This window comes from Nitrospirota bacterium (genome assembly GCA_040754395.1).
GTDB lineage: Bacteria > Nitrospirota > Thermodesulfovibrionia > Thermodesulfovibrionales > SM23-35 > JBFMCL01.
On sequence record JBFMCL010000002.1, the window covers coordinates 180,060 to 205,114 of the forward strand.

A 25,055-nucleotide genomic window follows, 5' to 3' on the forward strand; every position below is an offset into this window, starting at 1 on the left:
GCGCGGGGAAAGTGTTCGTTATTAATACAGGGGATTGAAGGAACAGGGAATTAATATAAATACTTTTAAGTAATTGTTTTTTAATGAATAATGGCGGGAAATTTCAGAAGTGTTCGTTTCTGAACATGGTGTTCGAAATTAGGGCTAAGTAATTGAGTATCTTTTCATTTTCCTGAGCAGGGCATTTCTGTTGATGTTTAATTTTTCTGCTGCCTTGCTTCTGTTACCGTCGCAATCGCGGAGGACTTTCTCTATATGCGTCTTTATAACATCATCAAGTGATAACGGTAACGTTACTTGTTCTTCATTAGGGTTCTCGCTAATTATATACGAAGGCAGGTCTTCCAGTCGTATAAAATTTTCCTTGGTCATTATTGCCGCATGTTCAAGGACGCTTTCGAGCATTCTCACATTGCCTGGCCAGTCATGCGCAAAGAGTGCAGCCTGAGACGGTCTTGAAATGCCAAATATCTTTTTTCCGGTCTTATTGCTGAAATTCCTGAGAAAATGGCGGCAAAGGTGAGGCAACTCGTCCTTTCTCGTCCTCAATGGCGGCAACGTAATTGTTAACGGGGTAAGCCTGTAGAAAAGATCTTCTCGAAAACGTTCTTTTTTCACGTCAGCAATCAAATCCCTATTTGTTGCAGCTATAATGTTGCATTTAGCTTTTATTGTACGGGTGCTTCCGATTGGCCTGAATTCACCATCCTGCAACACCCTGAGGAGATGTGGCTGTATGGCAAGGGGAAGCTCTCCAATTTCATCAAGAAATATCGTGCCTTCGCCTGCAGCTTCAAATAAACCAGTTTTATCCGCAAGAGCTCCTGTAAAAGAACCTTTCCTGTGGCCGAAAAGTTCCGATTCGATAAGATTCTTCCCTAATGCACCGCAGTTAACCGTGATGAATGGATGTTTGGCAGCGGGACTTACTTCATGAAGCGTTTTCGCGATTTTCTCTTTCCCTGTGCCGGTCTCTCCCATGATTGTGACTACCCTGAAATAGGGTGCGATACGTCTCATGAAAGTGAATATATCAAGCATCTGCGGGTTTTTTCCCACAACGCCCGCAAAAGTATATTTGGAGGTCAGTTGATTTTCCAATTCGGCAACCTCTGTTTTTGTCTTCACAATGTCTGATACTATATCTATCGTCTCCTGAATCCGCCCCATGTTGTCGACTGGCAACGTGAAATACGCAAATGCACCCGCGCTTATTGCTTCAACAGCATTTGCTTCATGATCGCCGAACAAAATCACCTCAGCCCTTGGATCTGTAGCTTTGATTTGCATAATGCTGTCGATTTCTTCTTCGAGCAGAATCAGATCATAATTGTTCTTGGATACTGCTTCATTAAAAGATTGGTCTCCGGAAAATGCGTCTATCTGATGCCCCTTAAGAAGAGAGAGAATTTCTTCTGAGGGACTTTTGAGGGCATAAAGTATTTTTAACATATTCAACCTCTACCGATTTAAAATATATCGTATAAATCAACAATTATCAATTCCGACATATGTTCTGGTCAAGGAAAAATGAAAATGTCTGGCATTCACGCTGCAACCTCAATCACCTTTTTTGCTGATTTGGCCTCTTCCAAACAAAAGAGCATTCGATTTCCTCAAGGGTAATCGACAGACGGAGTGTGTCTTTTCTCTTCCGAAGCATGCAATGCTGTTTCTCCGGTCGTATGGTTATTTCCATAAACTTTATGCGCTCACCGTGATGCGTTTATCGTGCCGTTCATAATTCCCCTTTATATTTACGCAAAAGGCGATGGCCGCCATTTATCTCAGCTTCGACATCCTCATATTTTGTCTGTTGTATGATACAGGACAGGTATAGAGGCGGAGTTGGTGCCGAAGGCGGGATTTGAACCCGCACAGGTTTCCCCACACGCCCCTCAAACGTGCGTGTCTACCAGGTTCCACCACTTCGGCATTGGCGTTATATGCTACTACAGGAATCGGACGGTTTTCAAGAGAGCATACTTCCGGATCAGCTGATCACATCCTTATTCATCTTGATCTTTATCTGTTTTTTCAGCCCTTCAATGTACGATTCAACCGCCTTGGTTCTTTTTTCATTCAGCATCGCCTGACTCAGCATGCCGACAACCTGCTCATTCCCCGACGTCTTCGGCACCCCGACATCGACATCGGAGACGTCAACGGTGAGTTCGATCAGGTTGCGAATTTTGTCGATAGTCAGTTCCTGGCGTTTGAGGTTCTCATATAATTCAGGGGTAACCCTGTTCAGTTTCAGCCTGTTCAGATATACTTCCTTGTCAAATACGCCGTTTTTCAGAAAGAACGGTTCACGGGCAATCGATTCCTGGAGTTCCTCATCGGTGACGGTAACGCCCATGTCCTTGGCTGCTGCCAGCAGGATGCGCTCGTTGATCATGGTATTCAGGACTTTCTCCTTGAGATTCATCTCCTTTTCCATTTCTTCATCGAACTTCTCCCTGTAGACATCCCGGTAAAAACGGTACGCCCGGTCGTAGGTTTTCCAGTAATCGTCTGCGGTGATCTTGTATTTTCCGACCTCTGCCACTACCTGGACCCCGCCGTTTTCGTCAAGCGGTCCAACACCCCAGAATATGAAGGAAAGTATGACAATGAAGAAAAGGACATAGAAATACTTTGCATGCGTGCGCAGCGCCTTCAGCATAAACTAATACCTCCCTGTGAAATAATCATTGATGATATCCCTGTGATCAAACGCAATCTGCTCAGGCAGATGCTGCGTGGTGAATACGCTGATATCTGCGGCATCGTCTCCTGCCACAGCATCGCCTTCAGCCTCTGCGATAAATACGGTAGTTATCGTATGGCAACGGGTATCCCTCCCGGGGTCGGAATAGGTATGGAATTGCCTGATAAGCCGCACATCAAGCCCTGTCTCCTCTTTTGCCTCGCGGACTGCAGCAGACTCGAGGGTTTCCCCGTAGTCCACAAATCCGCCGGGCAAAGCCCATCCCTCTGGCGGGTGTTTTCTTTTTATCATTACGATGCCTCCGTGGTACTCTATGATTACGTCTATCGTCGGAACAGGATTTCTCTGGTTATGGCTGTGATTCAAACCTCAGCTCAATCTCTTTCTCCGGCAGAATCGTTGAGATTGCATGCTTGTAAATAAGTGAATCGGCATTTTCCTTCAACAATATGACAAAATTATCAAACCCTTTAATCACGCCTTTCAGTCGGACGCCGTTTGTGAGGTAGATAATCACGGGTATCTTGTCTCTCCTGAGCTGATTCAGATAGGTATCCTGAAGATTCTGTCCTTTGCCGGTACTGGACATGATAATGTCTCCTTCATTAATTTTTCTCTTTACCATAAAGTATTTTACGCAATATTGCAAGATATGGCTGCCGCCACTGCAGAAAACAGCCCTTGCCTCCGGCTCCCATGTCTGTTAAAGGTCATTTTGTGACAACCGGCCTTCAAGCACATTGAAGATCCGCCTGAACACCTCGTCGTGGTCGAAGACCCCGGTGATGTCAATCCATTCGATATCTTCCTCTTTCCTGAACCAGGTAAATTGCCTCTTTGCATAGCGTTTCGTATTTCTTTTGATGAGCCTGACCGCCTCCTCAGCAGACACCGTTCCGTTCAGATGCATTGCCATCTCTTTATACCCTATCGCCTGCAACGGCGTCCTGTCGGGGTTCATCGACATGAGAGCCCTGACTTCTTCGAGAAGCCCCTTTTCCATCATGAGGTCAACCCGCTGCTCAATCATCCGGTACAATTCCTTCCTCTCCCGGGTAATGCCGATCTTGAGAAAATCACAGGGAAGCGGCTGCGTGAGTTTTTCCTGCATGTCGGACATGCGCATGCGGCCGGCAATGCAGACCTCAAGTGCCCTGATTATTCTCCGGGTATCATTCGGGGTTATTTTGCCCGCAGCTAAGGGATCGATGTCCTTCAGGCAGGAATAGAGCGCGCCGCGTTCTTCCTGTTCCAGGGACAGGAGTTCCTGTCTCAGCGTCCAGTCTGCGGAAGGTCCGCGGAAAATGCCGCGTGTCATCGCCCTGATATAAAGCCCTGTACCGCCCACCACCACCGGTATCCTGTTCTGGCAGTGCAGGCGTTTGAGCACGGGAAGAACCGCAGCGATATATTTTCCGGTGCTGAATGCTTCCCATGGCCCGGCAATGCCGATCATGTGATGTGGCACCGCAGACAGCTCCTCCGCAGTCGGTTTCGCGGTCCCGATGTCCATATGCCGGTATATCTGCATTGAATCCGCACTGATGATTTCGGTATCCAGTTGTTTTGCGAGAAGTATCGAGGCACCGGTCTTGCCGACACCGGTGGGGCCGAGGAGGATGATGACCTTGTTCATTTCCTCTTGAACATTTTCTTCAGATCTTCCAACGACAGAAAGATCCTTGTCGGCCTGCCGTGGGGGCACTGGTCAGGGTGCTCGGTCTGTTCGAGGTCCGCGAGGAGCGAGGAGACCTCTTCAGGGCTCAGGATATCTCTGCCCCTGACCGAGCTGTGACAGGCGATACGTGCAGCAATCGCTTCTCTGAACGATTTGTCGGGGGGAATACCCTCAAGGATGCATAAGGCAACATCAGAGAGAACACCCTGCATATCGGCATCTTTCAGCACGTCGGGGAGAGTGCGGACAATAATCGTCTCCGGACCGAAGTCATCTATCTCTATTCCGAAGTTGCCGAGTATCTGCAGATTTTCAAGGATTACCCGGTATTCCCTCGGCGAAAGATGGACCTGTTTCGGAAACAGCAGGCGGTGCGCGTTCAGGTGTATTCCCTGCAAAAATTTCTCATAGAGCACCCTCTCGCTGGCTGCATGATGGTCGATCAGTATCAGCCCCCCTTTGCCTGAAAGCGCGATAAAGGTATCGCCGAGATAGAGGAAAGGCAGCGATGGCCTGTAGGGGAGTCCAGGACTCTCGGAAACCCCGGACGCACCGGAGCGAAGGTGCTCAGGGTATGCGGCAGGATATGCTCCGGACCTCTCATGAACTGAAGCGGACTCCGGCATCTCGGAGAATTGCCGCGCATATTCCGCCCGGTCGCTTTTTACCGCCTCCGCGATGCTGCTGCGCACAAGACGGTAGATGTGTTCCCTGTCCTCGAACCTGACCTCCTGTTTTGTCGGATGCACATTGATATCGATCTTGTCCGGATCAATGTCAAGGAAGAGAAAGTACACCGGATGCCTGTCGCGCGGCAGCACTCCTTCGTACGCAGCATAGACCGCATGCGATAACGCCCTGTCCTTTATCGGACGCCTGTTTATGAAAATCAGCTGATGCGACTTCATGTTTCTGAAATTTTCGCCTCCTGACACATATGCCTGCATCGCGATTCCATCCGCCTCTGCACTTACCCCAATGAGGCCTTCAAGAAACTCCTCGCCATAGACCTGCATAATGCGTTCCCTGAAACCGGATGCGGGCGGAAGAAGAACAACCTCTTTTTTGTCTGAGGTGAGCCTGAACCCGATCTCCCAGTGGGAAAGGGCCTCCTTTGTAACCGTATCGATAATATGAAAAAGCTCTGTGCTGTGTGCCTTCAGGAATTTCTTCCGGGCAGGGGTGTTGAAAAAAAGGTCTCTTACCTCAACCGTGGTGCCGACTGCGGGGAAGTCCTTTATCTCCTTCACCGCACCGCCATGTATTTCGACCGAAATCCCGGAAGGCACGCCTCTCAATCCGGTCACAAGCGTGATCTTCGAAACAGACGCGATGGAAGGAAGGGCCTCTCCCCTGAATCCCATGGTTGTTATGTGGAAAAGGTCGTCTTCGTGCGAAAGTTTGCTTGTCGCATGCCGCTCGCAGCAGAGGAGCGCGTCCTCCCGGTCCATTCCGGTTCCGTCATCAGATATCCTAATGAGACGCTTCCCCGAGTACAGGACATCGACCCTGATATCCCTGCTGTCTGCATCGATCGAGTTTTCTATCAACTCCTTAACCACTGACGCGGGACGTTCAATGACCTCTCCGGCGGCTATCTTGTTCCGTAAGTCAGAAGGGAGAACCTTTATCTGCGGCATACCCAATTGTAACTCACCTTATTTATAAAAAGCACCTGTAATACAGGCAATCGCGGGCCCTCGCCGGCATAAAATGCATGCGGACCGGTTTTCACCAGGACAGCCGCCCCGCCGATGGTGCTCAGGCAATCCGGTGATGATAAAAAAACGGCTTTTTCATGTATAATTTTTAGCAGATAGCGAAACGGAGGGAAATCATGGATATCAAGAAATACGTGCTCAGCAAAGCACTAGAGGCAAAGGAGGGGGCGAGGTCGCTTGCGAAGGCCTCATCGCAGCAGAAGAATGACGCCCTCGTGAAAATGGCGGAAGCGCTGACAAAAAAGTCTCGGGAACTGATAACCGAAAATCGGAAGGACGTGAAATATGCGGAAGGCAAGGGTCTTTCAAAGGCGCTTGTAGACAGGCTCACCCTCAACGAGAAGAGAATCATGGAAATGGCACAGGGGCTTGTGGAGGTTGCAGCCCTTCCGGACCCTGTCGGTGAAGTGATAAAGATGTGGACGAGGCCGAACCGCATGACGGTCGGCAAAATGCGGGTTCCCATCGGTGTGATCGGGATCATCTACGAATCAAGGCCGAATGTCACGGCAGATGCGGCAGGCCTCTGCATGAAGGCGGGAAATGCCGTTATCCTGCGGGGCGGCTCTGAAGCGATCCACTCGAATAAGGCGATCGTGAAAGTCCTGAGTGATGCTGCGAAAAAGCAGGGTCTTCACGAGGGCGCGGTCACCTTTATTGACATACCTGACCGTATCGCAATCATGGAAATGCTGAGGCTCGAAGGAATCGTTGACCTGATCATCCCGAGAGGGGGCGAGGCGCTGATAAGGGCTGTCACCGAGAATTCAAGGATCCCCGTGCTGAAGCATTACAAGGGGGTATGCCACGTTTTCGTTGACCGGGATGCAGACCTGAAAATGGCGGAAGACATCTGTTTCAACGCAAAGGTGCAGAGGCCCGGGACATGCAATGCGATGGAAACGATGCTTGTTGACAAAAAGATCGCAAGGGCATTTCTGCCGCCCATGATCAAAAGGTTGCAGCAGGCCGGAGTAAAACTCAACGCCTGCCCGTTCACGCGCCGGATCGACGCATCACTCGCAAAGGTTAAGGAAGAAGATTTTTACAGGGAGTATCTCGACCTCACTCTGAATGTCAGGGTCGTCGACGGCCTCGATGAGGCAATGTCACATATTGCGCGATACAGCTCAGCACATTCCGATGCGATTGTCACTGATAAGTATGATACGGCCATGCGGTTTCTGAAAGAGGTCGATTCGTCTGCGGTCTTTGTGAATGCCTCAACAAGGTTGAACGACGGCTTCCAGTTCGGCCTCGGCGCTGAAATCGGGATATCCACCGATAAGATCCATGCCCGGGGTCCGATGGGGCTCGAGGAACTGACCTGCACGAAATTCATCGTCCTTGGAAACGGCCAGCTGAGAGAATAGCACTCTGATGCGGATCATGTCGGGGAATAACACCAACCTCATGAAAATCGGGATCTTCGGCGGGACATTCAACCCTATCCATCATGGCCATCTCAGGGCTGCTGAAGAGGTGAGGGAAAAACTCCGCATGGACAGGATTGTATTCATTCCTTCAGGCACACCACCGCTCAAGACAAAAGAGATCGCGGCCGCACATCACCGATATGAAATGACCAGGCTGGCAATCGCACAGAACTCCTTCTTTGAGGTCTCTGACCTTGAATGCAGGCAGAAGGGGAAATCATATACCGTAAAGACACTGGAGATCCTGCAGCAGGCGAATCCGGATGCTGCGTTATACTTTATTCTCGGGATAGACGCCTTCCTCGACATCCCCAACTGGTGGCAGCCGGAACGACTGACCGCAGCTGCCCATTTTATTGTCATATCAAGGCCGGAGTTCAGATTTGCAGACCTCCTGGGGTCGCCCTACCTGACAACCGGGAAGCAGGCCCTCCGGAGGTTCGACAGGCTTGATGCCGGTATCGGAACGGTGAAACTGAAGAGCCGGAAGGAGGCATTCCTTGTCAGAACTATCCCCATGGGGATATCCTCAACAGAGATCAGAATGCTCATAAGACACGGAAAAAGCATAAAATATCTATTGCCACCAGAAGTTCAATCCTATATAATTATTAATAAGCTTTATAGCAATTTACGCATGAGAGTTAAGGGTTAGCGTGAGGCCTGTCAGATGTTAACTTTTAACTCTCAGCTTTTACATCATTTTTTTGAAAGGGGGGAGTACCTTTAGAAAGCAAGGATAAAGCCCTTCTCGCAGCACGGGCATCACTCGATAAAAAGGCAAAAGACATTCTGGTCCTTGATTTGCAGGGACTTACTACAATAACAGACTATTTTGTCATCTGCACCGGAGAGAACACTCCCCAAATAAAAGCAATCGCGGAACACATCGAAGGGAAGTATCAGGAGGCCGGGTTGAAACCCCTGGGAATCGAGGGGATGAAGAACAGCCTCTGGATACTTATGGACTATGGTGATGTCATCGTGCATATCTTCGAAACGCAGACAAGAGCATTTTATGAACTCGAAAAGCTCTGGATCGATGCCAAGAGAATCCAGGTGGAATAAAAGAATCTTTCATGAGTAAACTCGCGGTATTCATTTTTATCCTGTTTCTGGCAGCGCTCGCCCTATTTGCCATCTTCAATCAGGAAGCCACGTTAGTAAAGATTCCTTTCGGACAGGTCTACGAGACCCCCACAATTGCGCTTATTCTGCTCTCGATCGCGATCGGGGCGCTCACGATGCTTTTTGTGTTCGTCATACGGGATACAAAAAGATATGTTGACAATATCCAGTATCAGAAACGGCAGAAAAGAGACGCAAAGGTTCAGGAGCTCTATTCGAAGGCATTGAACTTTCTGTTCGCGCACCATAATCAGGCTGAGGCAAAAGAGACGCTCAGGGCGGTTCTTTCCGAAAACCCCGAACACCTGAACACGCTGATCCAGCTCGGGGATATCGCCCTTGCAGAGGATGATTTTCAGAAGGCGCGGGAATACTATCAGAGGGCAAAAGACCTTCATCCCAAGAATATCGAGGTACTCTTCTCCATGGAGCGTCTGATGGAAAAAACAGGCAGGTGGGAGGAGGCCCTCAGGTCTATCGAAGAAGTTCTGGACATCGACGACGGGAACCTTTCCGCGCTCTATAAAAAGAGGGATATTCTGGAAAGGCAGGAAAAATGGGATGACCTCGTGCTGGTCCAAAAGACGATACTCAAGAATGAGCATACGGAAAAGGACAAGGCGCGTGAACGGCAGAACCTTGTCGGATACAAGTATGAGTACGGCAGGCACAGCCTCGAGAACGGAGACCTTGAAAAGGCAAAAAAGGCGTTCAGGACTGTATTGCGTCTTGACAAGGATTCCATCCATGCGATCCTGGGGCTTGCAGAGGTTCTTTTACGGGAAGGGGAAACTGAAGAGGCTATCAACCACCTTGAGAAGAGCTATGAACAGACCTCATCCATGATCGTCCTCCTCAGGCTCGAGGACCTTCTCATCAGCGTCGGAGAGCCACTCAGGCTTATCAGGACTTACAAAAACACCATCTCGAAGAATCCGCAAAACCCTGTACTCAAATTCTTCCTCGGAAAGCTCTATTACAGACTGGAGATGATAGATGATGCATTCGAGACGATGACCACAATCGATACAGGCGATACGGTATATCCCGAGATGCACCAGCTTATGGGAAACCTGTATATGAAGAGAAATCAGGTTGATAAGGCGGTGCATGAGTTCAAAAAGGCCCTTGATGCCCACAAGTGTGCGTTCAGCCTTTCATATGCCTGCAGGAGTTGCGGCCATACCACTTCCGAATGGTCAGGAAGGTGCGCAAACTGCAGGCAGTGGAGCAGCTATCAGTTGCGGCTCTCTGCCGGATAATCCGCCGGAATCCCGCACCCCAGCCGACATCTCAACTCATTGTTTTTGCTATAATAGCGGTCAGGAATATCCCGCGCTCACGGGTATGCAGTCATCAGGCTGCAGAGACTTCAGGAGGTATCTGATTTGGAAGAAAAATATGACCCTCAACACGTCGAGTTGACATGGCAGAAGTACTGGACTGACCGGAACCTGTTTGCCACAGGGGTTCATCACTCCCGGAAGCAGTTCTATTGCCTCGAAATGTTCCCCTACCCTTCCGGAGAGATCCATATGGGACATGTCAGAAACTATGCGATCGGCGATGTTATTGCACGGTACAAGAGAATGCGCGGGTATGACGTCCTCCACCCGATGGGATGGGATGCATTCGGCCTGCCTGCAGAGAATGCAGCGATCAAGCACGGGGTGCATCCGTCCGAATGGACACACAGGAACATTGCGCACATGAAAACTCAGCTTAACCGCCTTGGCCTGAGCTACGATTGGGACCGGGAAGTGACCACGTGCAATCCTGAGTATTACAGGTGGAACCAGTGGTTTTTCCTGAAGATGCTCGAAAACGGGCTTGCGTACAGAAAGTATTCATATGTGAACTGGTGCCCTTCCTGTACAACCGTTCTGGCCAACGAGCAGGTGATCGATGAAAAATGCTGGCGGTGCGACAGTGTGGTGGTACAGAAAAAGCTGGAACAATGGTTTTTCAGGATTACCCGGTATGCAGAGGAATTGCTCACGGGGTGTGACGAACTCAATGGATGGCCCGAAAAGGTCGTGCTCATGCAGAAGAACTGGATCGGCAGAGGTGAAGGCGTTGAGGTTGACTTCCCGGTCGAGGGCATGGAAGAACATATGAGGATATTCACCACACGGCCGGATACCCTGTTCGGGGTTACATTCATGTGTATTGCACCGGAACATCCTCTGGCAGCAAAAATGGTCAGTGACAGAAACCAGCTCGAAACCGTGAAAGCAAAATCCGGACCGGATATTGAGAAGACAGGTCTTCCCACGGGATACCATGCGATCAACCCGTTGAACGGTGAAAGGGTACCGGTGTTTATTGCAAACTTTGTCCTCATGGAATACGGGACCGGAGCGATCATGTCGGTCCCGGCACATGACCAGAGGGATTTTGAATTCGCAAAAAAATACGGCCTCCCCGTGAAGGTTGTCATAACCCCGGAAGATGCGCAGGGAAAAGTGCAGGCGGAACGGATGTCAGAGGCGTATGAAGACGAAGGCATTTTGACAGATTCGGGGCAGTTTTCCGGCATGAAGAGCGATTCCGCAAAGAAAGAGATCATCCGGTTCATAGAAGCAAAGGGGCTCGGCACAGCGGTGGTCAACTATAAACTGCGGGATTGGGGCATCTCACGACAGAGATACTGGGGCACACCGATACCGGTCATTTACTGCGATGCATGCGGGGTTGTCCCGGTTCCTGAAAAGGATCTTCCCGTAATACTCCCGGAAGATGTAACAATTACCGGACAGGGCAGTTCACCCCTTCTTGAATCGGAAGTCTTTCTGCGTACACAATGCCCGGCATGCGGCGGAAACGCACGACGCGAGACAGACACAATGGACACGTTTGTCGATTCCTCATGGTATTTCATCAGATACTGTTTCAAAAAGGGAGACATTCGTCTGGATTCGGCATTAACCGCACCGGATTCTGAAATCAGATCCTGGATGCCCGTCGATCAGTATATCGGCGGAGTGGAGCACGCGGTCTTGCATCTTTTGTATTCGAGGTTTTTTACCAGGGCAATGAGGGACCTCGGCCTGCTCCCGGTCAGCGAACCGTTTCAGAATCTTCTTACACAGGGCATGGTGATCAAGGACGGCGCGAAGATGTCAAAGTCAAAAGGTAATGTGGTCGACCCCAATTATCTGATACAGAGATACGGGGCTGATACCTCACGCCTGTTTTCTCTCTTTGCTGCACCCCCGGAAAAGGACCTGGACTGGTCAGATAAGGGTGTTGACGGCGCGTTCCGTTTTCTGAACAGAATCTGGGGAATTGTATACAGACACAGGGATGCATTGCGTGCAGCACGTTCCGTACCCCAAGACGCGCGAATAGCCGCGGAACTGTCGGATGATGCTGCACGCTTATACCGCAAGGTGCATCAGACCATCAGAAAGGTGACTTCCGACATAGAAAGGGAGTACCATTTCAATACCGCGATAGCCGGTCTCATGGAGCTTGTGAATGAGATAACCTCATTTGAACCCATGTCTGACGATGACCGGGCAGTCTGCAGGTTCGCAATACAGACTCTTTTGCTGCTGCTCTCTCCGTTTTCTCCTCATATTGCTGAGGAATTATGGGCGGAAATCGGCAATAATCCGAGCATTTTTGCGCAGAAATGGCCTGACTGGGATGAGGATGCGGCAAGAGAAGACCAAATCGAGCTGGTCATCCAGGTGAACGGAAAGCTGAGATCCAAGATCATGATTGCGCCAGGCACGCCGGATGAGGAGATACGCACAATGGCACTCGATGACAGGAAAACCAGAGAATTCATCGGTTCCGGATCTGTCAGAAAGGTCATTGTGGTAAAGGGCAAATTGGTCAATATTGTGATGGGAGAATAATGCACACAACGGGCAGAACGCCGGGCAATAGCAAAAGAACTGAAGGACATCCTGTTCTCTCTCTTGTCCTGATTTTTCTCTGGTCTCTGCTCTTTGCAGTCTTCGTTTGCGGCTGCGGATATTCAATGCATCACAGGTCTTCCCTGCCGTTTGAGGCCATACATTTAGGCACTATCGAAAACAGGACAACAGAACCCAAACTCCAGGACAGGCTGCACAGGGCCCTGGCTGAGGAATGCCTGAAACAGGGGATTTCTGTCACTTCGGACGCCGGACGTACGCTTACCGGAACCGTTACCCATTTTGACCTCCGCGTCCTGTCCGAAAAAGCGAATACCGCAACGGAATATGAAGTGCTCATTAAGGGCAACTTCAGACTGACTGACCCGGAAGGGAAGATGACCGAATTCAAGGGCATAGGGTCTCCGTTCATTGTCTCCTTTTCGGGCGCCGGACAGTTAAACACGGTGATCGGGGCAAAGGAACAGGCATCGGAGAAAGCGCTCCGGGACATGGCAGCCGAAATCATTGCTGCAATGATATACCGATGAGCTATCAGGCGTTTCTGAAGGAGATCGAAAAGGGCCTGCCATCGCCCGTATATCTGTGCCATGCATCTGACATATTCCTTCACAGGGAAGCGGTGGAGGCGATCAGGAGAACCGTCCCCGAACCTGAAAGGGACTTCAACCTTCATATATACGACCTGCTGTTACCGGGAGATGAAGGCATTCCGTTCGGACAGATCCTCGATGTGGCAAATACCGTTTCGTTTTTTGGCGGGAAGAGAATTACCGTTCTGCTACTGAACCTGCAAAAGCTCTCCAAAAAGGAGATGGAAAGCCTGAGTACCCATATTATGAGCCCGCCGGACAATTCCGTGCTTGTGCTGCTCCATCTCGGTTCACTCGGCAAAGAGGCAAGGGAAAAGCTCGGACGGGTCAAGCCTCTCTCTCTCGATATCAGGGAAGCAGAGATACCCGCGTGGATAATGCAGAGGGCCTTAGCAAGGGGGATAAAAATAACCGATAAGGCCTCAGACTATCTCATTGGTCTTGTGGGGCCTGATCTGGGACTCCTTGCATCGGAGATAGAGAAGATTTCCCTGCTTGGAAAAACAACGATAGGAGCAGATGACATCGCTGATATCGTGACAGGGGAAAGGTCTTTCGGCATATTCGACCTCGTAAATGCGCTCAGGAGTAAAGACCCTGAAAGAGTATTCAGGATTTACAAGACGCTGCGGGAGACTTCAGAGGACTATGGTCTTATCGGAGCCCTGAACTGGCAGTACGGACGCAGCATGCAGACAAGCCGCACGCCGGCAGAAAAGGCGTATCTGCTGAAAGTATTCGAGATTCTTCACAGTACGGACAGGGAAATAAAGAGTTCCGGCAGAACTTTTCCTATGGAATATATGCTGGTTAGGCTGCTCCGGCTGTAGGAATCTCTGCCTGCGGGGCCAGGGCATTTACCTTCTTGGTAAGCCTCGATATATTTCTCGATGCGGTATTCCTGTGTATGACACCCTTTGATGCAGCCTTGCTGAGAGCCCGGGAAGCCGCAAGAAGCGCTTTTCCCGCCTCTTCCCTGTTTCCGGAAGATACGGCGGTTTCGACCTTTTTAATAACGGTTTTCAGTGAGCTCTGCAAGCTCGTGTTGCGAAGTGTCCTCTTTACTGCCTGTCTTGCCCTCTTCATGGCAGAAAGGTTTTTCTTTGGTTGTGCTTTTGCTGGCAATGTAATCCTCCTTTAAGATATGAAGTTATAAAAATACCATAAAACAGCAGATTAAATCAATGTGCGATTGGGAAAAAATTACATCCCCGCAGCCGCAGCCCTGCTCCTCAGAAGCGCATCATATCTTTGCCCTGACTGACAGGAGCCAGTAATGAGAGGGGGTTTCATCCACCTTTTTTTGAAACTCATCGGTTATCCAGTGCGTGTCGTCTTCAAGGTTATAGAAAAAGGTGTCGATGCCGAAAAAACCATCCAGAAAATGCGTGATCACATGGAGCATCTTTGACTTGTACCCCTGGGGGATTTCCCCGAGTTCAGTGAGGGTGGTAATTCCTTCATCCTGAAACTCCCGTATCAGGTCATGCACGATCCGGCGGTTTTCTGCCACCGCCTGAGCAAGCCTGCCGCTGAAAGCCGGACTCGTAGCAGGCAGTGATTCACTCTCAACAACGGTTACCATTGAATAACGGACAAGCTGGTATCTGCCGAAAAAATGCATCACCTTTTGCCTGCATGTCGCAAAATCAGACCCTCCCACCATAATTTCATGACGATACTCAGTTGTCCTCAAATCATCTTCCCTCGAGAGTATATCAGTGAACGGCATAGGAACCCTTTCTGTATTTTTCTATAGATTAGCAGCATTTATTCTTATTTTCAACAGACTTCCAGTGATTTTCCGGTGCTTCCGGATGGTTTTTTATGGTAAGATGTAATGCATGAAAAAATACCGGCCTGTATCATTCAGAAAGGTCAGGACATATTCTCTGGCAAAAAGAAAGAGCAAGGTGTCTCTTGCAGCGCTTGCGGTCCCGCATACGTCCGGCAGCACCCTGAAAGCCTTTCTTGACAAACTGCCTGACATACTGGCGGCAAAGAATCTGAAGGGCATTGTTGCAGCCGTTGTACAGGCAAAACAGAACGCAAGGCCGGTGATCCTGGGAATGGGTGCACACCCGATTAAGGTCGGCCTGTCGCCCCTTATCATAGACCTCATGCAGAAAGGCATCATCACCGCCCTTGCGACAAACGGCGCATGCATTGTGCATGACTTCGAGCTTTCCTTCACCGGACATACGTCTGAAGATGTCGGGAAAGGATTAGCCAGCGGAATGTTCGGAATGGCCGAGGAAACCGGGAAATATCTCAATCAGGCCATAAAGTCCGGAAGGGAAAAGGGGTTCGGTATCGGAAAGTCCGTCGGAGCCTTAATCGAAGAGAGCGCATTTCCGTTCAGGGACAAGAGTATTTTCGGCCGGGCTTACAGGCTGAATATCCCCGCAACCGTGCACGTTGCACTCGGCACAGATATCGTGCATATGCATCCGGAAGCTGATGGTGCCGCAATAGGAGAAGGGACTTTCCTGGACTTCAGGCTTCTGACAGCCATTGTCTCAGACCTCGAGGGCGGTGTGTATATCAATCTCGGCTCTGCGGTGATCCTGCCGGAGGTATTTCTCAAGGCATTGACGATCGCAAGAAATATCGGGAACAAAGTCGACAATATTACCACAGTGAATATGGATTTCATACAGCATTACCGGCCCATGGAAAATGTCCTCAGACGTCCGACGACGGGAAAAGGGGCAGCATATGCGCTCACCGGTCACCATGAGATAATGTTCCCCCTGCTCGCTGCTGCGATCATTGAAGAACTCGGGTAACCCCTGCTTCTCTTGTCCCGGACTGCACGTTTTTCCCGTGTCTGCAGAAGATTTGCAGCCCATGGATACCGCAACAGGCGACCGGAATGTATAACCTCATAAGTTTTTCCGGGATATTCGTCGGCGGAACTGCAGCGCTCGTCCCGAAAAGGACACAGGACATCTCTGCGGTCGGGCTCAGGGCACTTGCAGCGGCAACGCTTGCCTGCCTCATGACCGCTGCGGTAGCAGGAACATTTTTTACAGAAGGCTCTGTGCTCTTAGGAAGGTAGTAACCTGTCAACCGGGTCCTTTCCGGTCAGGATTATGCACAGATTTCCCGAGCAGTCAGTGCTCCGGGGCAAGTGCGGAAAGTCTCTCTTCGAACTCCCGTGACCTCCTGTCAAATTCTCCTGTCACTGTTTCAAGCTCACTGAAAAGTTCCTCTATTCTTGCCTGAAACTCATGAATCGACTTAGACAGCCGCCTGATCCTCTCCCCGTCTCCTCTCACAGAGGCATCAAGAAGCTCCTGTGTCTCCCGCGCATGCTTCTCTTCAAGGAGCATAATGGCATCTTCCACCTCTGATATCTTTGCCTGCAGCGGCACCAGGGCCCTGGAACGGCTGCTGATCAGTTCTGCTTTCATACGCCTCATCTCTTTCCGGCTGATATTGCTGCTTCCATTCCCCGGGTCCGGCCTGCTGCACACTTCCGATGCTGCCTCATCTTTCCAGCCGCACCTGTCGAGAAAATCCTGATAGGTTCCTTCAAATATCTTCACGCTGCCATTGTCAAAAACGATAAGCCGGCTCGCAAGCGCATGCAGGATCATATCGCTGTGCGTAACGATGACAACACTCCCGTCAAATTCATCTATCGCTTCCAGCAGCGAGTCGATAGACTCCATATCAAGATGGTTGTTCGGTTCATCCAGCAACAGCAGATTCGCAGGGCTGACGAGCAATTTTCCCAAAAGCACCCTGCTCTTCTCCCCACCGGACAGCACACTGATTTTCTTGAGCGCGGTGTCGCCATCAAACATCATGGTACCGCAGATGTTCCGTGCCGTTTTCCTGTTATGCTCCGGGAGCGCTCCGAGTATTTCCTGTTCCACGGTCTTTTCAGCATCAAGACGCTGGATGTTGGTCTGACCGAAATAGGCGAGCCGCACTTTCGGGTGGTGCTCGATAGTTCCCCCGAGCGGTTTCAGTTCTCCCGCGAGCAGGTTCAGGAGCGTTGTCTTGCCTCTGCCGTTTTTCCCGATGACCGCTATCCGGTCCTTTTTCCCAACAGTCAGATCCAGCCCGTCGATGAGCGATGGTCCGTCCGATCCGAATGAGAATGTAAGGTCTTTCGCCTGGATAAGCCACTTGCCGATAAAGGGTGCGGAGACGAATTCAAACTCCAGTTCCTCAATTTCAGACATTTTTTCCCGTCTGCCCTTCTTCCGGAGGGCCTTTATCTTCGACTGCACCGCCCGTGCACGGGTAGCCTGCGCCCTGAATCTGTTGATAAACTGCTCTGCCTCGCTCCGCTTTTTTTCCTCGTTGACCCTTGTCTTCTCGTATATCTCCTCTTCCATGAGTATCTGCTGATAGAGCTTGTGGGTTGTCCCTTGTATCTTCCGTATCCTTGTGCGGTGAATCCCCATGGTATGGGTCGTCACACCGTCCATAAACTCCCTGTCATGGGTTATCAGTATCATCTCTCTTTTCCAGCCCCTCATGAATCGTGTAAGCCATCGGATAGAAACGATATCGAGATAATTGGTAGGCTCATCCAGAAGAAGCAGGTCCGGCTCTGAAACCAGAAGTCTGGCGAGGTGAAGCCGGACCTGGTATCCCCCGGACAGTTCAAGGGGATGCCGGGAAAAATCGTCTGCCAGAAATCCGAGCCCCATGAGCACATTTTCTGCCTTAAAAGATTCATCTCTGCCGTCATCTGACGGGTTCAGTCCGAGACATGCCTCCTGAAGCACAGAAGGCCGACTGAACTCAAGATGCTGGGAAAGATACCCCACCGAGTAATTGCCGGGTACGCTGATGATTCCCGAATCAGGCTTCATTTCGCCAGTGAGAATCCTGATAAGGGTCGTCTTCCCATGACCATTTCTGCCCACAAGTCCGACTCGCTCTCCGGCATTGACCGAGAAACCCACATCGTCGAAGATGATCTGTGTTCCGTATGATTTGGAAAGACCGCTGACCTGTATCATTTCTGTATTGTAACCTGAAAACCCCCTTTGAGTCAGGCACGCCGTCTTCACACAGTGAACGCTCCCGCTGTAAAGGGTGTCCGATAGTTTATGATGATGCACAAATTCCGGACCGGACATATGGCATGCGTAACAGGCAACTCCATAATGACAGGTATTTACGCGCAAGAACCGATTGAGAAAACGGCTACAGCATTTACTGCTTCTTTTTTTGGTAACAGTATCAAAATTGACAACCCGTTTTTTTTGTGGTAAAAGATGCACAAGGGGGAACAGGGAATGCAATCCCCAAATACTGCTTCACCCGCTCCTTTGTTTCCGGAAGGGAACCATTTCCAGCCCGATGGCTTTTTTGCATCCTTTTTCCGCGAAGCAATCTGCAGTGCCTATGGGTGGGGACCTGTACAGATATTTCAGGCATATACAGTACTCATACAGCAGGATACCCCCTTAGATGCGGTGTATTATCTTGACAAAGGCTCGGTCAAGCTGACATGGGTCGATCAGGCAGGACACGAAGTCATCGCCGGCCTCAGGCATCATCTCTGGATTATCGGTGCTCCGGCAGTGCTTCTTGAAAAACCATATTCATTTACCGTAACAACACTGACACGGAGCTCGATGAGGTGTATCGCAGCAGGGAAGTTCCTGTATCTGGTAAAAACGCATCCGGAATTTGCACTGCATCTGATGCGAATGCTCAGCCTTGAGGTTTTCAATCAGGGGAAAAAACTGGTCATCATGGAATGCCTCCCAGCGAGGGATCGCCTGAAAAATCTGCTTTGTCGGTTTATTCATGATGTGCATACACAGAAACAGATTAAAATTGATCTGCCGCTCAAGCATAAGGAACTTGCCCAGGTTGTCGGCGTTACCCCCGAGCATCTGTGCCGACTGTTAAAGGAACTGGAACGCGAAAAACTGATAAAAAGAACAAAAGACGGACTGATATTTCCGAATCCCGAAAAACTCCATGAGTGGGCCCATCTGTAAATACTTCCGGGTTGTTCAATAAGAAAACACGAGATGCAGCGAAGTTGCTGAAGTGTACTGAAAGTCTATTACGCCGACTCTTCCCGCAGGTCTGCAGGCAGCCGTGTTGATAGACTCCGCGGTTTTCTTTATAATGGTGGAGTGTTTCTTCCGGACATTCCACATGTGTCTCATGCGGCAGAATTTCGGGGCAGGAGTGTTACATGAATAATCGCGTGCTGTTCAGTATATATGCAGTATTTTTTTGCGGGCTGCTGACAGGATGCATGCTCGTTACGGTACCCTATGAGGTCACGAAGGGCGCGATAAAAGGCAGCATTTGGGTGGTGAAAGGGACATACGAGCTTACAGCCGGGACAACAAAACTTGCTTACAGAATCGGAGAAATTACCTTTCATGTAGTGCGGGCTCCGATAGAATGGGCACTGGTGAACGACAGCATTGAGACGATAGACGGGTTACCGGTGAAAGAGGCGATTCGTTTGGGCAGGGTGAAAAACTCCCCTTATTCTGTCAGAGGAAAGACTTACTACCCGATGTCTTTGGCAGAAGCCCGTGACTACAGCGACTCAGGAATTGCCTCCTGGTACGGGTATGAGACCAGACAACAGGCAGGGGGATATATGACGGCCAACGGCGAGGCGTTTAATCCTGAAGGTTTCACCGCGGCTCACAGATATCTGCCGTTACCCTATCATGTTAAGGTTACAAACCTTGAAAACCAACGATCAGTGATCGTTCGGGTCAACGACCGGGGACCCTTCCCGGACGAACAGAATCCGGAATCAGGCATCAGAATCATTGATCTGAGCATGGGCGCAGCCAGAAAACTGGGTTTTTATGAAAACGGGTTAGCCAGGGTCAGGGTTGAAGCCATTCAACTGGAAGAGGAGTAAAAAAAGCCTCCGGGGATGTGTCTGCCTTCTTACCTGTGATAATACCGCATCATTCCGGGCACTGCCATGCCATCCGGAACTCGGGATGCAGCCTCATCCGGATATACAACGGGACCGTTGATTCTTATTAAGAGGAATATTGATATATATCAATGACAAATGCTTCATTTCCTTCTATATTCTAATCATATAAGAACTATAAGAAAGCTCACTGAGCGCCCGATAAAACCACCCCTTTCATAAGGAGAACGCGGAAGGCAGCGGATCCCGAAAATTTCAGAAGGATATATATTCGGAAGACTATGCATTTTTCACGCCATGTAGAGAAGCCGCTGAACACCTGGATTTCCTGAGGCTGCGGGCTGCAGAAAGGAATACTGCATCGATCATTTCCTGCAGGATATGGCGATGCTGAATCTAAAGGCATGACATGTCGCTCCAGATCAGTGAAAGCACACGGGAAAAAACGAGAAAATGCATGTTCCATTTTCAATGCCTGGAAGATGCAACAAGAGACATATGTAAAATTTCGACATATATTGAGGAGAATGTCTGCTTCCTGTGTTCCCTGAAAACCCGTCGCTGCTCGTACAGGAAAAAACCGGCGCATAATTATTACATCTGCAACTGTCCAACACGGTATGAGTTGTTTGAACGCTACGGGATCTGATATTCCGGCGTTTCATCCCCGATACAGGTATCACTCTATTTCCGGGTGCCCCTTGCTTTCCTGCACAGCATCAGCAGAGATATCAGCATAAGGAATTCTCCGAGGGCGAACAGCCGCCAGCCATAGGTATCGGGAACATAATTGGAGACAAGGAGCCGGAATTCGGGATCAGCTGCAAGGGTCAGTACACGGAAAATATAATTCCCGGTTAATATCATGGCCGAGAAATCCCACACAAAAGTCGCAAATATGATAACTGCACCTGAAAGGAAGAATACCGCCTCTGTCACCCCAATCTTCACAGCATACCCTTTGTGCTGAAAATACATAATGCATCCTCCGATCGCGATCATGGTAAGCGAGCAGATGACAGGCGCGAGCACGGGTCCGGTCCAGATCACAGGAATGAGAAACAGGATATCCCATGTCAACATCGAAGAAGGCCAGTCAAGAAGCAGTTTGAGCCATCCATAATAGGATATATCCCAGACACCGAAGCTGAAAAGGAAGAAAGACAGCCTCTCCTGAAAATTCCTTCCTGCGAGAAGGCTGAAGGAAAACAGCATTATGAGTGTCGCGATTTCCCTCAGGTATTCGACATACAGTCGTTCGAAGACAACCGGTTTCAGGGGAAAAGAAAAACCCTCAGGGTAATAGAGCCATCTCAGATATACCACAACCGCAGCCTCGAGAAAACCCATGGCTATCCCGAATGCGGTAAGGGCAGAGACCCGCATCCCTGAATCCCGAAATGACAGCACCGGAGTCCAGGGCGCTATCCCGGCGGCCACTGCATGAATCTTCCTCCAAGCACATGAAGGTGAATATGGAATACCGTCTGCCCGGATTCCGGGTTGCAGTTCATGACGAGCCTGAAACCGCGATCAGCAATCCCTTTATCTCTTGCAATCCTGTTCGCCACCTGGAACAAATGCCCGATGAGTCCGTTTTCTTCTTCATGTATATCGAGGCTGGTGGCAATATGCTTTCGTGGAACAACCAGCACGTGCACCGGTGCCTGCGGGTTGATGTCTTCAAACGCAATAACATGCGTGTCCTCATATATTGTTTTTGCCGGTCGTTTTTTCTCAGCAATCTCGCAGAATATGCACCCCATGGGATATTACCTCCAAATATTTTCTCGTAGGAAATAGCATCAGACTCTTGTTCAGGGAGAGAAACCTCCCTGAACAAGAGCGCCTTACATCAGTGGAAAAACCGGTACTGACCCTTTAGAATTTCCATGCATACCCGAGTGAAAATTCCCACTGTTTCATCTTCAGCTTGACAGTCTGCTGGCCCGGCACCTCAAGAGGATTAGGCCCGGTTACACTGTGGGAAAATGCATGCATCAGCGCAAATTTCAGCTCGCTGTGCTCACTCAGTGTTCGTGTGACACCGATGGTTGCATGCTGCTTAATGACCCCGGGGGCAAGGATATTAAACAGGACTTCACTCCTCGGGATGGGCTGGTCCCCGATCGAATAGCCTGCCCTCCAGACCCATTCTTTGCTGCTCTGCCACTGTACCCCCAGCTTCAGAACCAGGATATCATCCCACCCAAACCCTGCTCCATGGCTCCTTCCAAGCTGCCTTGTCTGGATGTTCGGAACCAGTGGATTATTGATCGACCGCATATCACTGTAAAGGATTTCCTGCACATCCGCCAGCAAAGTCAGGTTCGGAGTAGCCTGGAATGCCAGACCGATCGTCCAGGTTGCGGGGATGTCAAAATCACCTTTTTCCGCAAACAGCCCTTCATACTTGTCATATCTGGTCATCCATATCTTTGTCTGATATGTTGCCCCGAGGTGCAGATTGGGAAGCACCTCACCGAGATACCCGAACTTGAATCCGTATCCGTAGGAATCGTCATGTCCCTTGTTGGTAAGGTGGGCAGGACTGCTTGAAAAACCCGCAAACGCCTGCAGCCCTGTTGCCTGAAAACTCTGATAAGCAAGAATCGGGCTGATTCCGACCGCATGTTTTGCCGCGAGCTTTCTCGCATACGTGGGCACGATAAAAAGCTGTATGAGATCCACTCCGGTATTGGCAGAGCCGTAAAAAGTATTGGTATTATAATCAGTGTTCATTCCACCATTGCCGTATACTGACACGCCCGCCGAACACTTGTCATCCAGCTGCCAGTTGAATCCGATTGAAGGAATGACAAACCACTCCGTATGGCTTTTTACTGTCCCCGGAGTCAATCCAAAGGTTCCGGGAACTCCCGAAGGATTGCCCTGTACTGTATACTGCCTGTTCGGGTTGAATAGCGAGAGTCCAACATCCATGCGTTTCCCGACATGCACCATGGCAGCAGGGTTTATCGATGCATCAAGCGAGCCCTGCGGCAGAGCTACTCCCGCACCTGCAAGTCCCTTGCTTTCTATGCTGTAGCCATTGGCAAAGTAACCATTCGTAGCATACGCACTGCTTACGGTCAGACTGAGCAGAACTGCCAGAAACAGCGAGAACAACAGAAGAAATCTTACCCCTCTTACCTTTGCTGTGTTCATTGAGCCTCCTTTTTTTGGGAAAGAACCTCATTAATGATGATTTGGGAAACCCCCTGACCCATACTTTTCAGAAATTATTGAATTTCAATCAGACTGCTACGTAAACAGGCAGATTTTGCAGTCCTTGGCATATCTCAGGAATGTTTCCGCGGGCTCTATGACAACTCCCTCAATGAAATCCTCCTGCTTCAACCCCATCATATCAACCGTCATCTTGCATGCCACAAACTCTACCCCCTCCAGCTGGGCCATCTCCAGAAGATCAGGCAACGCCGGTATCTGGGCCTTCTCTATCTTCCCCTTCATCATCCAGGTAGCCAGTGCCGACATGCCGGGTATGGCTGCCATCAGCCCCGGGGGATAGAATTTGGCTTTCTCCGTCCATCCCTTCCGAATCACGTTGATCCCCATGAAGGTATAAAATACCTTGCACTGCATCCCCAAACGGCGCGCGTTAATACCGAGTATCAATCCCGGATATGCGCCGTCAAGTGTGTCGCGTGAAGTAATAAATGCCGAAGTCTCTGTTTTTTCCTTCCCCTGTGCCATGTTCGTCTCCTTTCCTCTTTATCAATTTTTAATTATATCAAACTTAAGGAAGTTCATATGCAAATGTACATTTGATATTTTTTCCTTGACTGACTGACGCTCCAAAAGGTATAAATCAATTTACAGGACTCTTCCTGGCAATTGCGAAGGATTCCGGATACCATTAAAAAAGGAGATTGCAAGGCAATGGCTGATTTAAGAACCGAGACTCCGACAGAAATCCTGGATGTCCTCGGCAGACCCTGCCCCTATCCGATTGTTCTTCTGAAAAAGGAAATGGAAAAGATGCCTGCCGGTGCGATTCTGAAAATACTCTGCGATTCCTCGGTCACCGTTGAGGAAGTGATCCCGCGGTATTGCGAAAAGCACGGATATCCGTTTGAAGCTGTCAAACTTGAGGAGAAAGGGTACTGGGAATTCTTCATCCGAAAAACCTAACATCTCTTTTTTCTGATGTCCCTCATAACCCATATGAGCGCGCCTGCTGCAAGGAACCCCAGTACTATATAGGGTTCATACGCCTTAATATCTCCGAGAAGGTTTTTCAGCGTTGCTCCGAAAAAGTAGCCTCCACTGGTACAGATAACAGCCCACAGGAGACAACTGATAAACTGAAGACTGAAATATTTGCCCGTTCCCATTCGTGAGATACCGAGCACTGCAGCACTGAGCAGCCTGAAGCCGTAGAGCCACTGGCATATGAAGATGGCAGCAGTTCCATACCGTGCTATCAGGGATTCGAGTTTCAGCAGGTTAACCTTGACAAATCTTTGGATAACTCTGAGAAAGGCCTCTCTCTTGTGCAAAGCTATCAGAAAGAAGGCACCATGGCCCAGATACGATGCTGCTGTGGATACGAGCACAATCGCTGCGGCATCAAGATATCCGTGATATGCAAGGAATCCCGCTGCTATCAATACGCTCTCTCCTTCAACAAACGTCAGGAGAAAAATAGCGATATACCCGTATTTCGATACGAAATCTTCCAGACCTCCTCCTCACACGCATCAGCTGCATAGAAAATCCCGGCAGGCATGTCATTTCGACGGTTCAGGCAACAGGCCGCGAAAACTCAAGCGGGGCCTCTATCCGCGGAGCGAGCATGTTGTGCCTCCGCATTATACCACAGGACACACTCCTGAGATAATGATTTTCCCGGACATCGAATTGCATCACAAAAAATGTTACCGAAGTAAAGACTAGGGAGACATCGTTGACTCATAATGCATGTTACCGAAAAAACATGCATAGAAAGGGACTGCATTATGAGTTCAAACGCCAAAAGGG

At 49.7% G+C, this 25,055-nt stretch carries 25 protein-coding genes, 1 tRNA gene and 1 pseudogene; 12 read left to right on the plus strand and 15 right to left on the minus strand.

The window, feature by feature from the left end; all coding sequences use genetic code 11:
- Window positions 1-144 precede the first annotated feature (144 nt).
- From AB1552_02025 to mutL, 7 genes are all read right to left on the minus strand, one after another.
- Window positions 145-1,452, minus strand: coding sequence for a sigma-54 dependent transcriptional regulator (locus AB1552_02025; protein ID MEW6052553.1), 1,308 nt, complete (start codon window positions 1,450-1,452; stop codon window positions 145-147).
- 397 nt (window positions 1,453-1,849) lie between these two features.
- Window positions 1,850-1,935 (minus strand) — tRNA-Leu (locus AB1552_02030).
- Between the two features lie 58 nt (window positions 1,936-1,993).
- Window positions 1,994-2,668, minus strand: coding sequence for a SurA N-terminal domain-containing protein (locus tag AB1552_02035; GenBank protein ID MEW6052554.1), 675 nt, complete (start codon window positions 2,666-2,668; stop codon window positions 1,994-1,996).
- Window positions 2,669-2,671: 3 nt separating this feature from the next.
- Entirely contained in the window at window positions 2,672-3,079 is a 408-nt protein-coding gene (locus AB1552_02040) for an NUDIX hydrolase (GenBank protein MEW6052555.1), read from the minus strand.
- Window positions 3,063-3,302 carry an RNA chaperone Hfq gene (gene hfq / locus AB1552_02045; protein MEW6052556.1) on the minus strand — a complete coding sequence of 80 codons (240 nt, stop codon included), beginning with the start codon at window positions 3,300-3,302 and terminating at the stop codon, window positions 3,063-3,065. Before hfq ends, AB1552_02040 begins: the two co-directional genes overlap by 17 nt.
- A 114-nt stretch (window positions 3,303-3,416) precedes the next feature.
- Window positions 3,417-4,349: a tRNA (adenosine(37)-N6)-dimethylallyltransferase MiaA gene (gene miaA, locus AB1552_02050; protein MEW6052557.1), complete on the minus strand. Its 933-nt coding sequence runs from the start codon at window positions 4,347-4,349 to the stop codon at window positions 3,417-3,419.
- Window positions 4,346-6,031 (minus strand): DNA mismatch repair endonuclease MutL, encoded by a 1,686-nt coding sequence (gene mutL / locus AB1552_02055; protein ID MEW6052558.1) that lies wholly within the window; start codon window positions 6,029-6,031, stop codon window positions 4,346-4,348. The genes miaA and mutL overlap by 4 nt, the downstream gene beginning before the upstream one ends.
- Before the next feature lie 197 nt (window positions 6,032-6,228).
- On the opposite strand from mutL, the gene AB1552_02060 reads away from it, so the two are divergent.
- The 7 genes and pseudogenes from AB1552_02060 to holA all read left to right on the plus strand — a co-directional run bounded on the left by AB1552_02060 (window position 6,229) and on the right by holA (window position 13,986).
- Complete coding sequence (locus tag AB1552_02060) at window positions 6,229-7,485, plus strand: glutamate-5-semialdehyde dehydrogenase (protein ID MEW6052559.1); 1,257 nt, start codon at window positions 6,229-6,231, stop codon at window positions 7,483-7,485.
- 16 nt (window positions 7,486-7,501) lie between these two features.
- Complete coding sequence (gene nadD / locus AB1552_02065; GenBank protein MEW6052560.1) at window positions 7,502-8,203, plus strand: nicotinate-nucleotide adenylyltransferase; 702 nt, start codon at window positions 7,502-7,504, stop codon at window positions 8,201-8,203.
- 110 nt (window positions 8,204-8,313) lie between these two features.
- Window positions 8,314-8,616 (plus strand): annotated as a pseudogene (rsfS, locus tag AB1552_02070) (ribosome silencing factor).
- A gap of 11 nt (window positions 8,617-8,627) precedes the next feature.
- The gene (locus AB1552_02075; GenBank protein MEW6052561.1) at window positions 8,628-9,938 is read left to right on the plus strand and encodes a tetratricopeptide repeat protein; all 1,311 of its coding nucleotides are present in this window, start codon (window positions 8,628-8,630) and stop codon (window positions 9,936-9,938) included.
- 126 nt (window positions 9,939-10,064) lie between these two features.
- The gene (gene leuS, locus AB1552_02080) at window positions 10,065-12,542 is read left to right on the plus strand and encodes a leucine--tRNA ligase (GenBank protein MEW6052562.1); all 2,478 of its coding nucleotides are present in this window, start codon (window positions 10,065-10,067) and stop codon (window positions 12,540-12,542) included.
- A complete protein-coding gene (locus tag AB1552_02085) occupies window positions 12,542-13,093 on the plus strand; it encodes an LptE family protein (GenBank protein ID MEW6052563.1) in 552 nt (183 codons plus the stop codon). The genes leuS and AB1552_02085 overlap by 1 nt, the downstream gene beginning before the upstream one ends.
- A complete protein-coding gene (holA, locus tag AB1552_02090) occupies window positions 13,090-13,986 on the plus strand; it encodes a DNA polymerase III subunit delta (GenBank protein ID MEW6052564.1) in 897 nt (298 codons plus the stop codon). Before AB1552_02085 ends, holA begins: the two co-directional genes overlap by 4 nt.
- Here holA and rpsT read toward each other — a convergent pair.
- Both rpsT and AB1552_02100 read right to left on the minus strand, forming a co-directional pair.
- Window positions 13,967-14,242: a 30S ribosomal protein S20 gene (rpsT, locus tag AB1552_02095; protein ID MEW6052565.1), complete on the minus strand. Its 276-nt coding sequence runs from the start codon at window positions 14,240-14,242 to the stop codon at window positions 13,967-13,969. The genes holA and rpsT overlap by 20 nt on opposite strands.
- A 157-nt stretch (window positions 14,243-14,399) precedes the next feature.
- Window positions 14,400-14,888: a hypothetical protein gene (locus AB1552_02100; protein MEW6052566.1), complete on the minus strand. Its 489-nt coding sequence runs from the start codon at window positions 14,886-14,888 to the stop codon at window positions 14,400-14,402.
- Between the two features lie 112 nt (window positions 14,889-15,000).
- Here AB1552_02100 and AB1552_02105 point away from each other — a divergent pair, with 112 nt between their 5' ends.
- Window positions 15,001-15,945, plus strand: coding sequence for a hypothetical protein (locus AB1552_02105; GenBank protein ID MEW6052567.1), 945 nt, complete (start codon window positions 15,001-15,003; stop codon window positions 15,943-15,945).
- Between the two features lie 86 nt (window positions 15,946-16,031).
- The gene (locus AB1552_02110; protein MEW6052568.1) at window positions 16,032-16,217 is read left to right on the plus strand and encodes a nucleoside transporter C-terminal domain-containing protein; all 186 of its coding nucleotides are present in this window, start codon (window positions 16,032-16,034) and stop codon (window positions 16,215-16,217) included.
- A gap of 55 nt (window positions 16,218-16,272) precedes the next feature.
- Here the strand turns inward: AB1552_02110 and AB1552_02115 are convergent, their stop codons facing one another.
- Window positions 16,273-18,141 (minus strand): ATP-binding cassette domain-containing protein, encoded by a 1,869-nt coding sequence (locus AB1552_02115; GenBank protein MEW6052569.1) that lies wholly within the window; start codon window positions 18,139-18,141, stop codon window positions 16,273-16,275.
- A gap of 279 nt (window positions 18,142-18,420) precedes the next feature.
- Between AB1552_02115 and AB1552_02120 the strand changes: the two genes are divergently transcribed.
- Together AB1552_02120 and AB1552_02125 are read left to right on the plus strand one after the other, a co-directional pair.
- The gene (locus AB1552_02120) at window positions 18,421-19,134 is read left to right on the plus strand and encodes a Crp/Fnr family transcriptional regulator (protein ID MEW6052570.1); all 714 of its coding nucleotides are present in this window, start codon (window positions 18,421-18,423) and stop codon (window positions 19,132-19,134) included.
- 203 nt (window positions 19,135-19,337) lie between these two features.
- Entirely contained in the window at window positions 19,338-20,030 is a 693-nt protein-coding gene (locus AB1552_02125; GenBank protein MEW6052571.1) for a septal ring lytic transglycosylase RlpA family protein, read from the plus strand.
- A 705-nt stretch (window positions 20,031-20,735) separates the two neighbouring features.
- On the opposite strand, the gene AB1552_02130 is transcribed toward AB1552_02125, so the two are convergent.
- From AB1552_02130 to AB1552_02145, 4 genes are all read right to left on the minus strand, one after another.
- Window positions 20,736-21,491, minus strand: a complete 756-nt coding sequence (locus tag AB1552_02130) for a hypothetical protein (GenBank protein ID MEW6052572.1) — start codon at window positions 21,489-21,491, stop codon at window positions 20,736-20,738.
- Window positions 21,476-21,817 carry a histidine triad nucleotide-binding protein gene (locus AB1552_02135; GenBank protein MEW6052573.1) on the minus strand — a complete coding sequence of 114 codons (342 nt, stop codon included), beginning with the start codon at window positions 21,815-21,817 and terminating at the stop codon, window positions 21,476-21,478. Before AB1552_02135 ends, AB1552_02130 begins: the two co-directional genes overlap by 16 nt.
- A 115-nt stretch (window positions 21,818-21,932) precedes the next feature.
- Window positions 21,933-23,219, minus strand: a complete 1,287-nt coding sequence (locus AB1552_02140; protein MEW6052574.1) for an outer membrane protein transport protein — start codon at window positions 23,217-23,219, stop codon at window positions 21,933-21,935.
- Between the two features lie 96 nt (window positions 23,220-23,315).
- On the minus strand, window positions 23,316-23,768 hold the full coding sequence (locus AB1552_02145; protein ID MEW6052575.1) for a DsrE/DsrF/DrsH-like family protein: 453 nt from the start codon (window positions 23,766-23,768) through the stop codon (window positions 23,316-23,318).
- Between the two features lie 186 nt (window positions 23,769-23,954).
- Here AB1552_02145 and AB1552_02150 point away from each other — a divergent pair, with 186 nt between their 5' ends.
- A complete protein-coding gene (locus tag AB1552_02150) occupies window positions 23,955-24,206 on the plus strand; it encodes a sulfurtransferase TusA family protein (GenBank protein ID MEW6052576.1) in 252 nt (83 codons plus the stop codon).
- On the opposite strand, the gene AB1552_02155 is transcribed toward AB1552_02150, so the two are convergent.
- Window positions 24,203-24,685 (minus strand): DedA family protein, encoded by a 483-nt coding sequence (locus AB1552_02155; GenBank protein ID MEW6052577.1) that lies wholly within the window; start codon window positions 24,683-24,685, stop codon window positions 24,203-24,205. The genes AB1552_02150 and AB1552_02155 overlap by 4 nt on opposite strands.
- Between the last annotated feature and the right edge of the window lie 370 nt (window positions 24,686-25,055).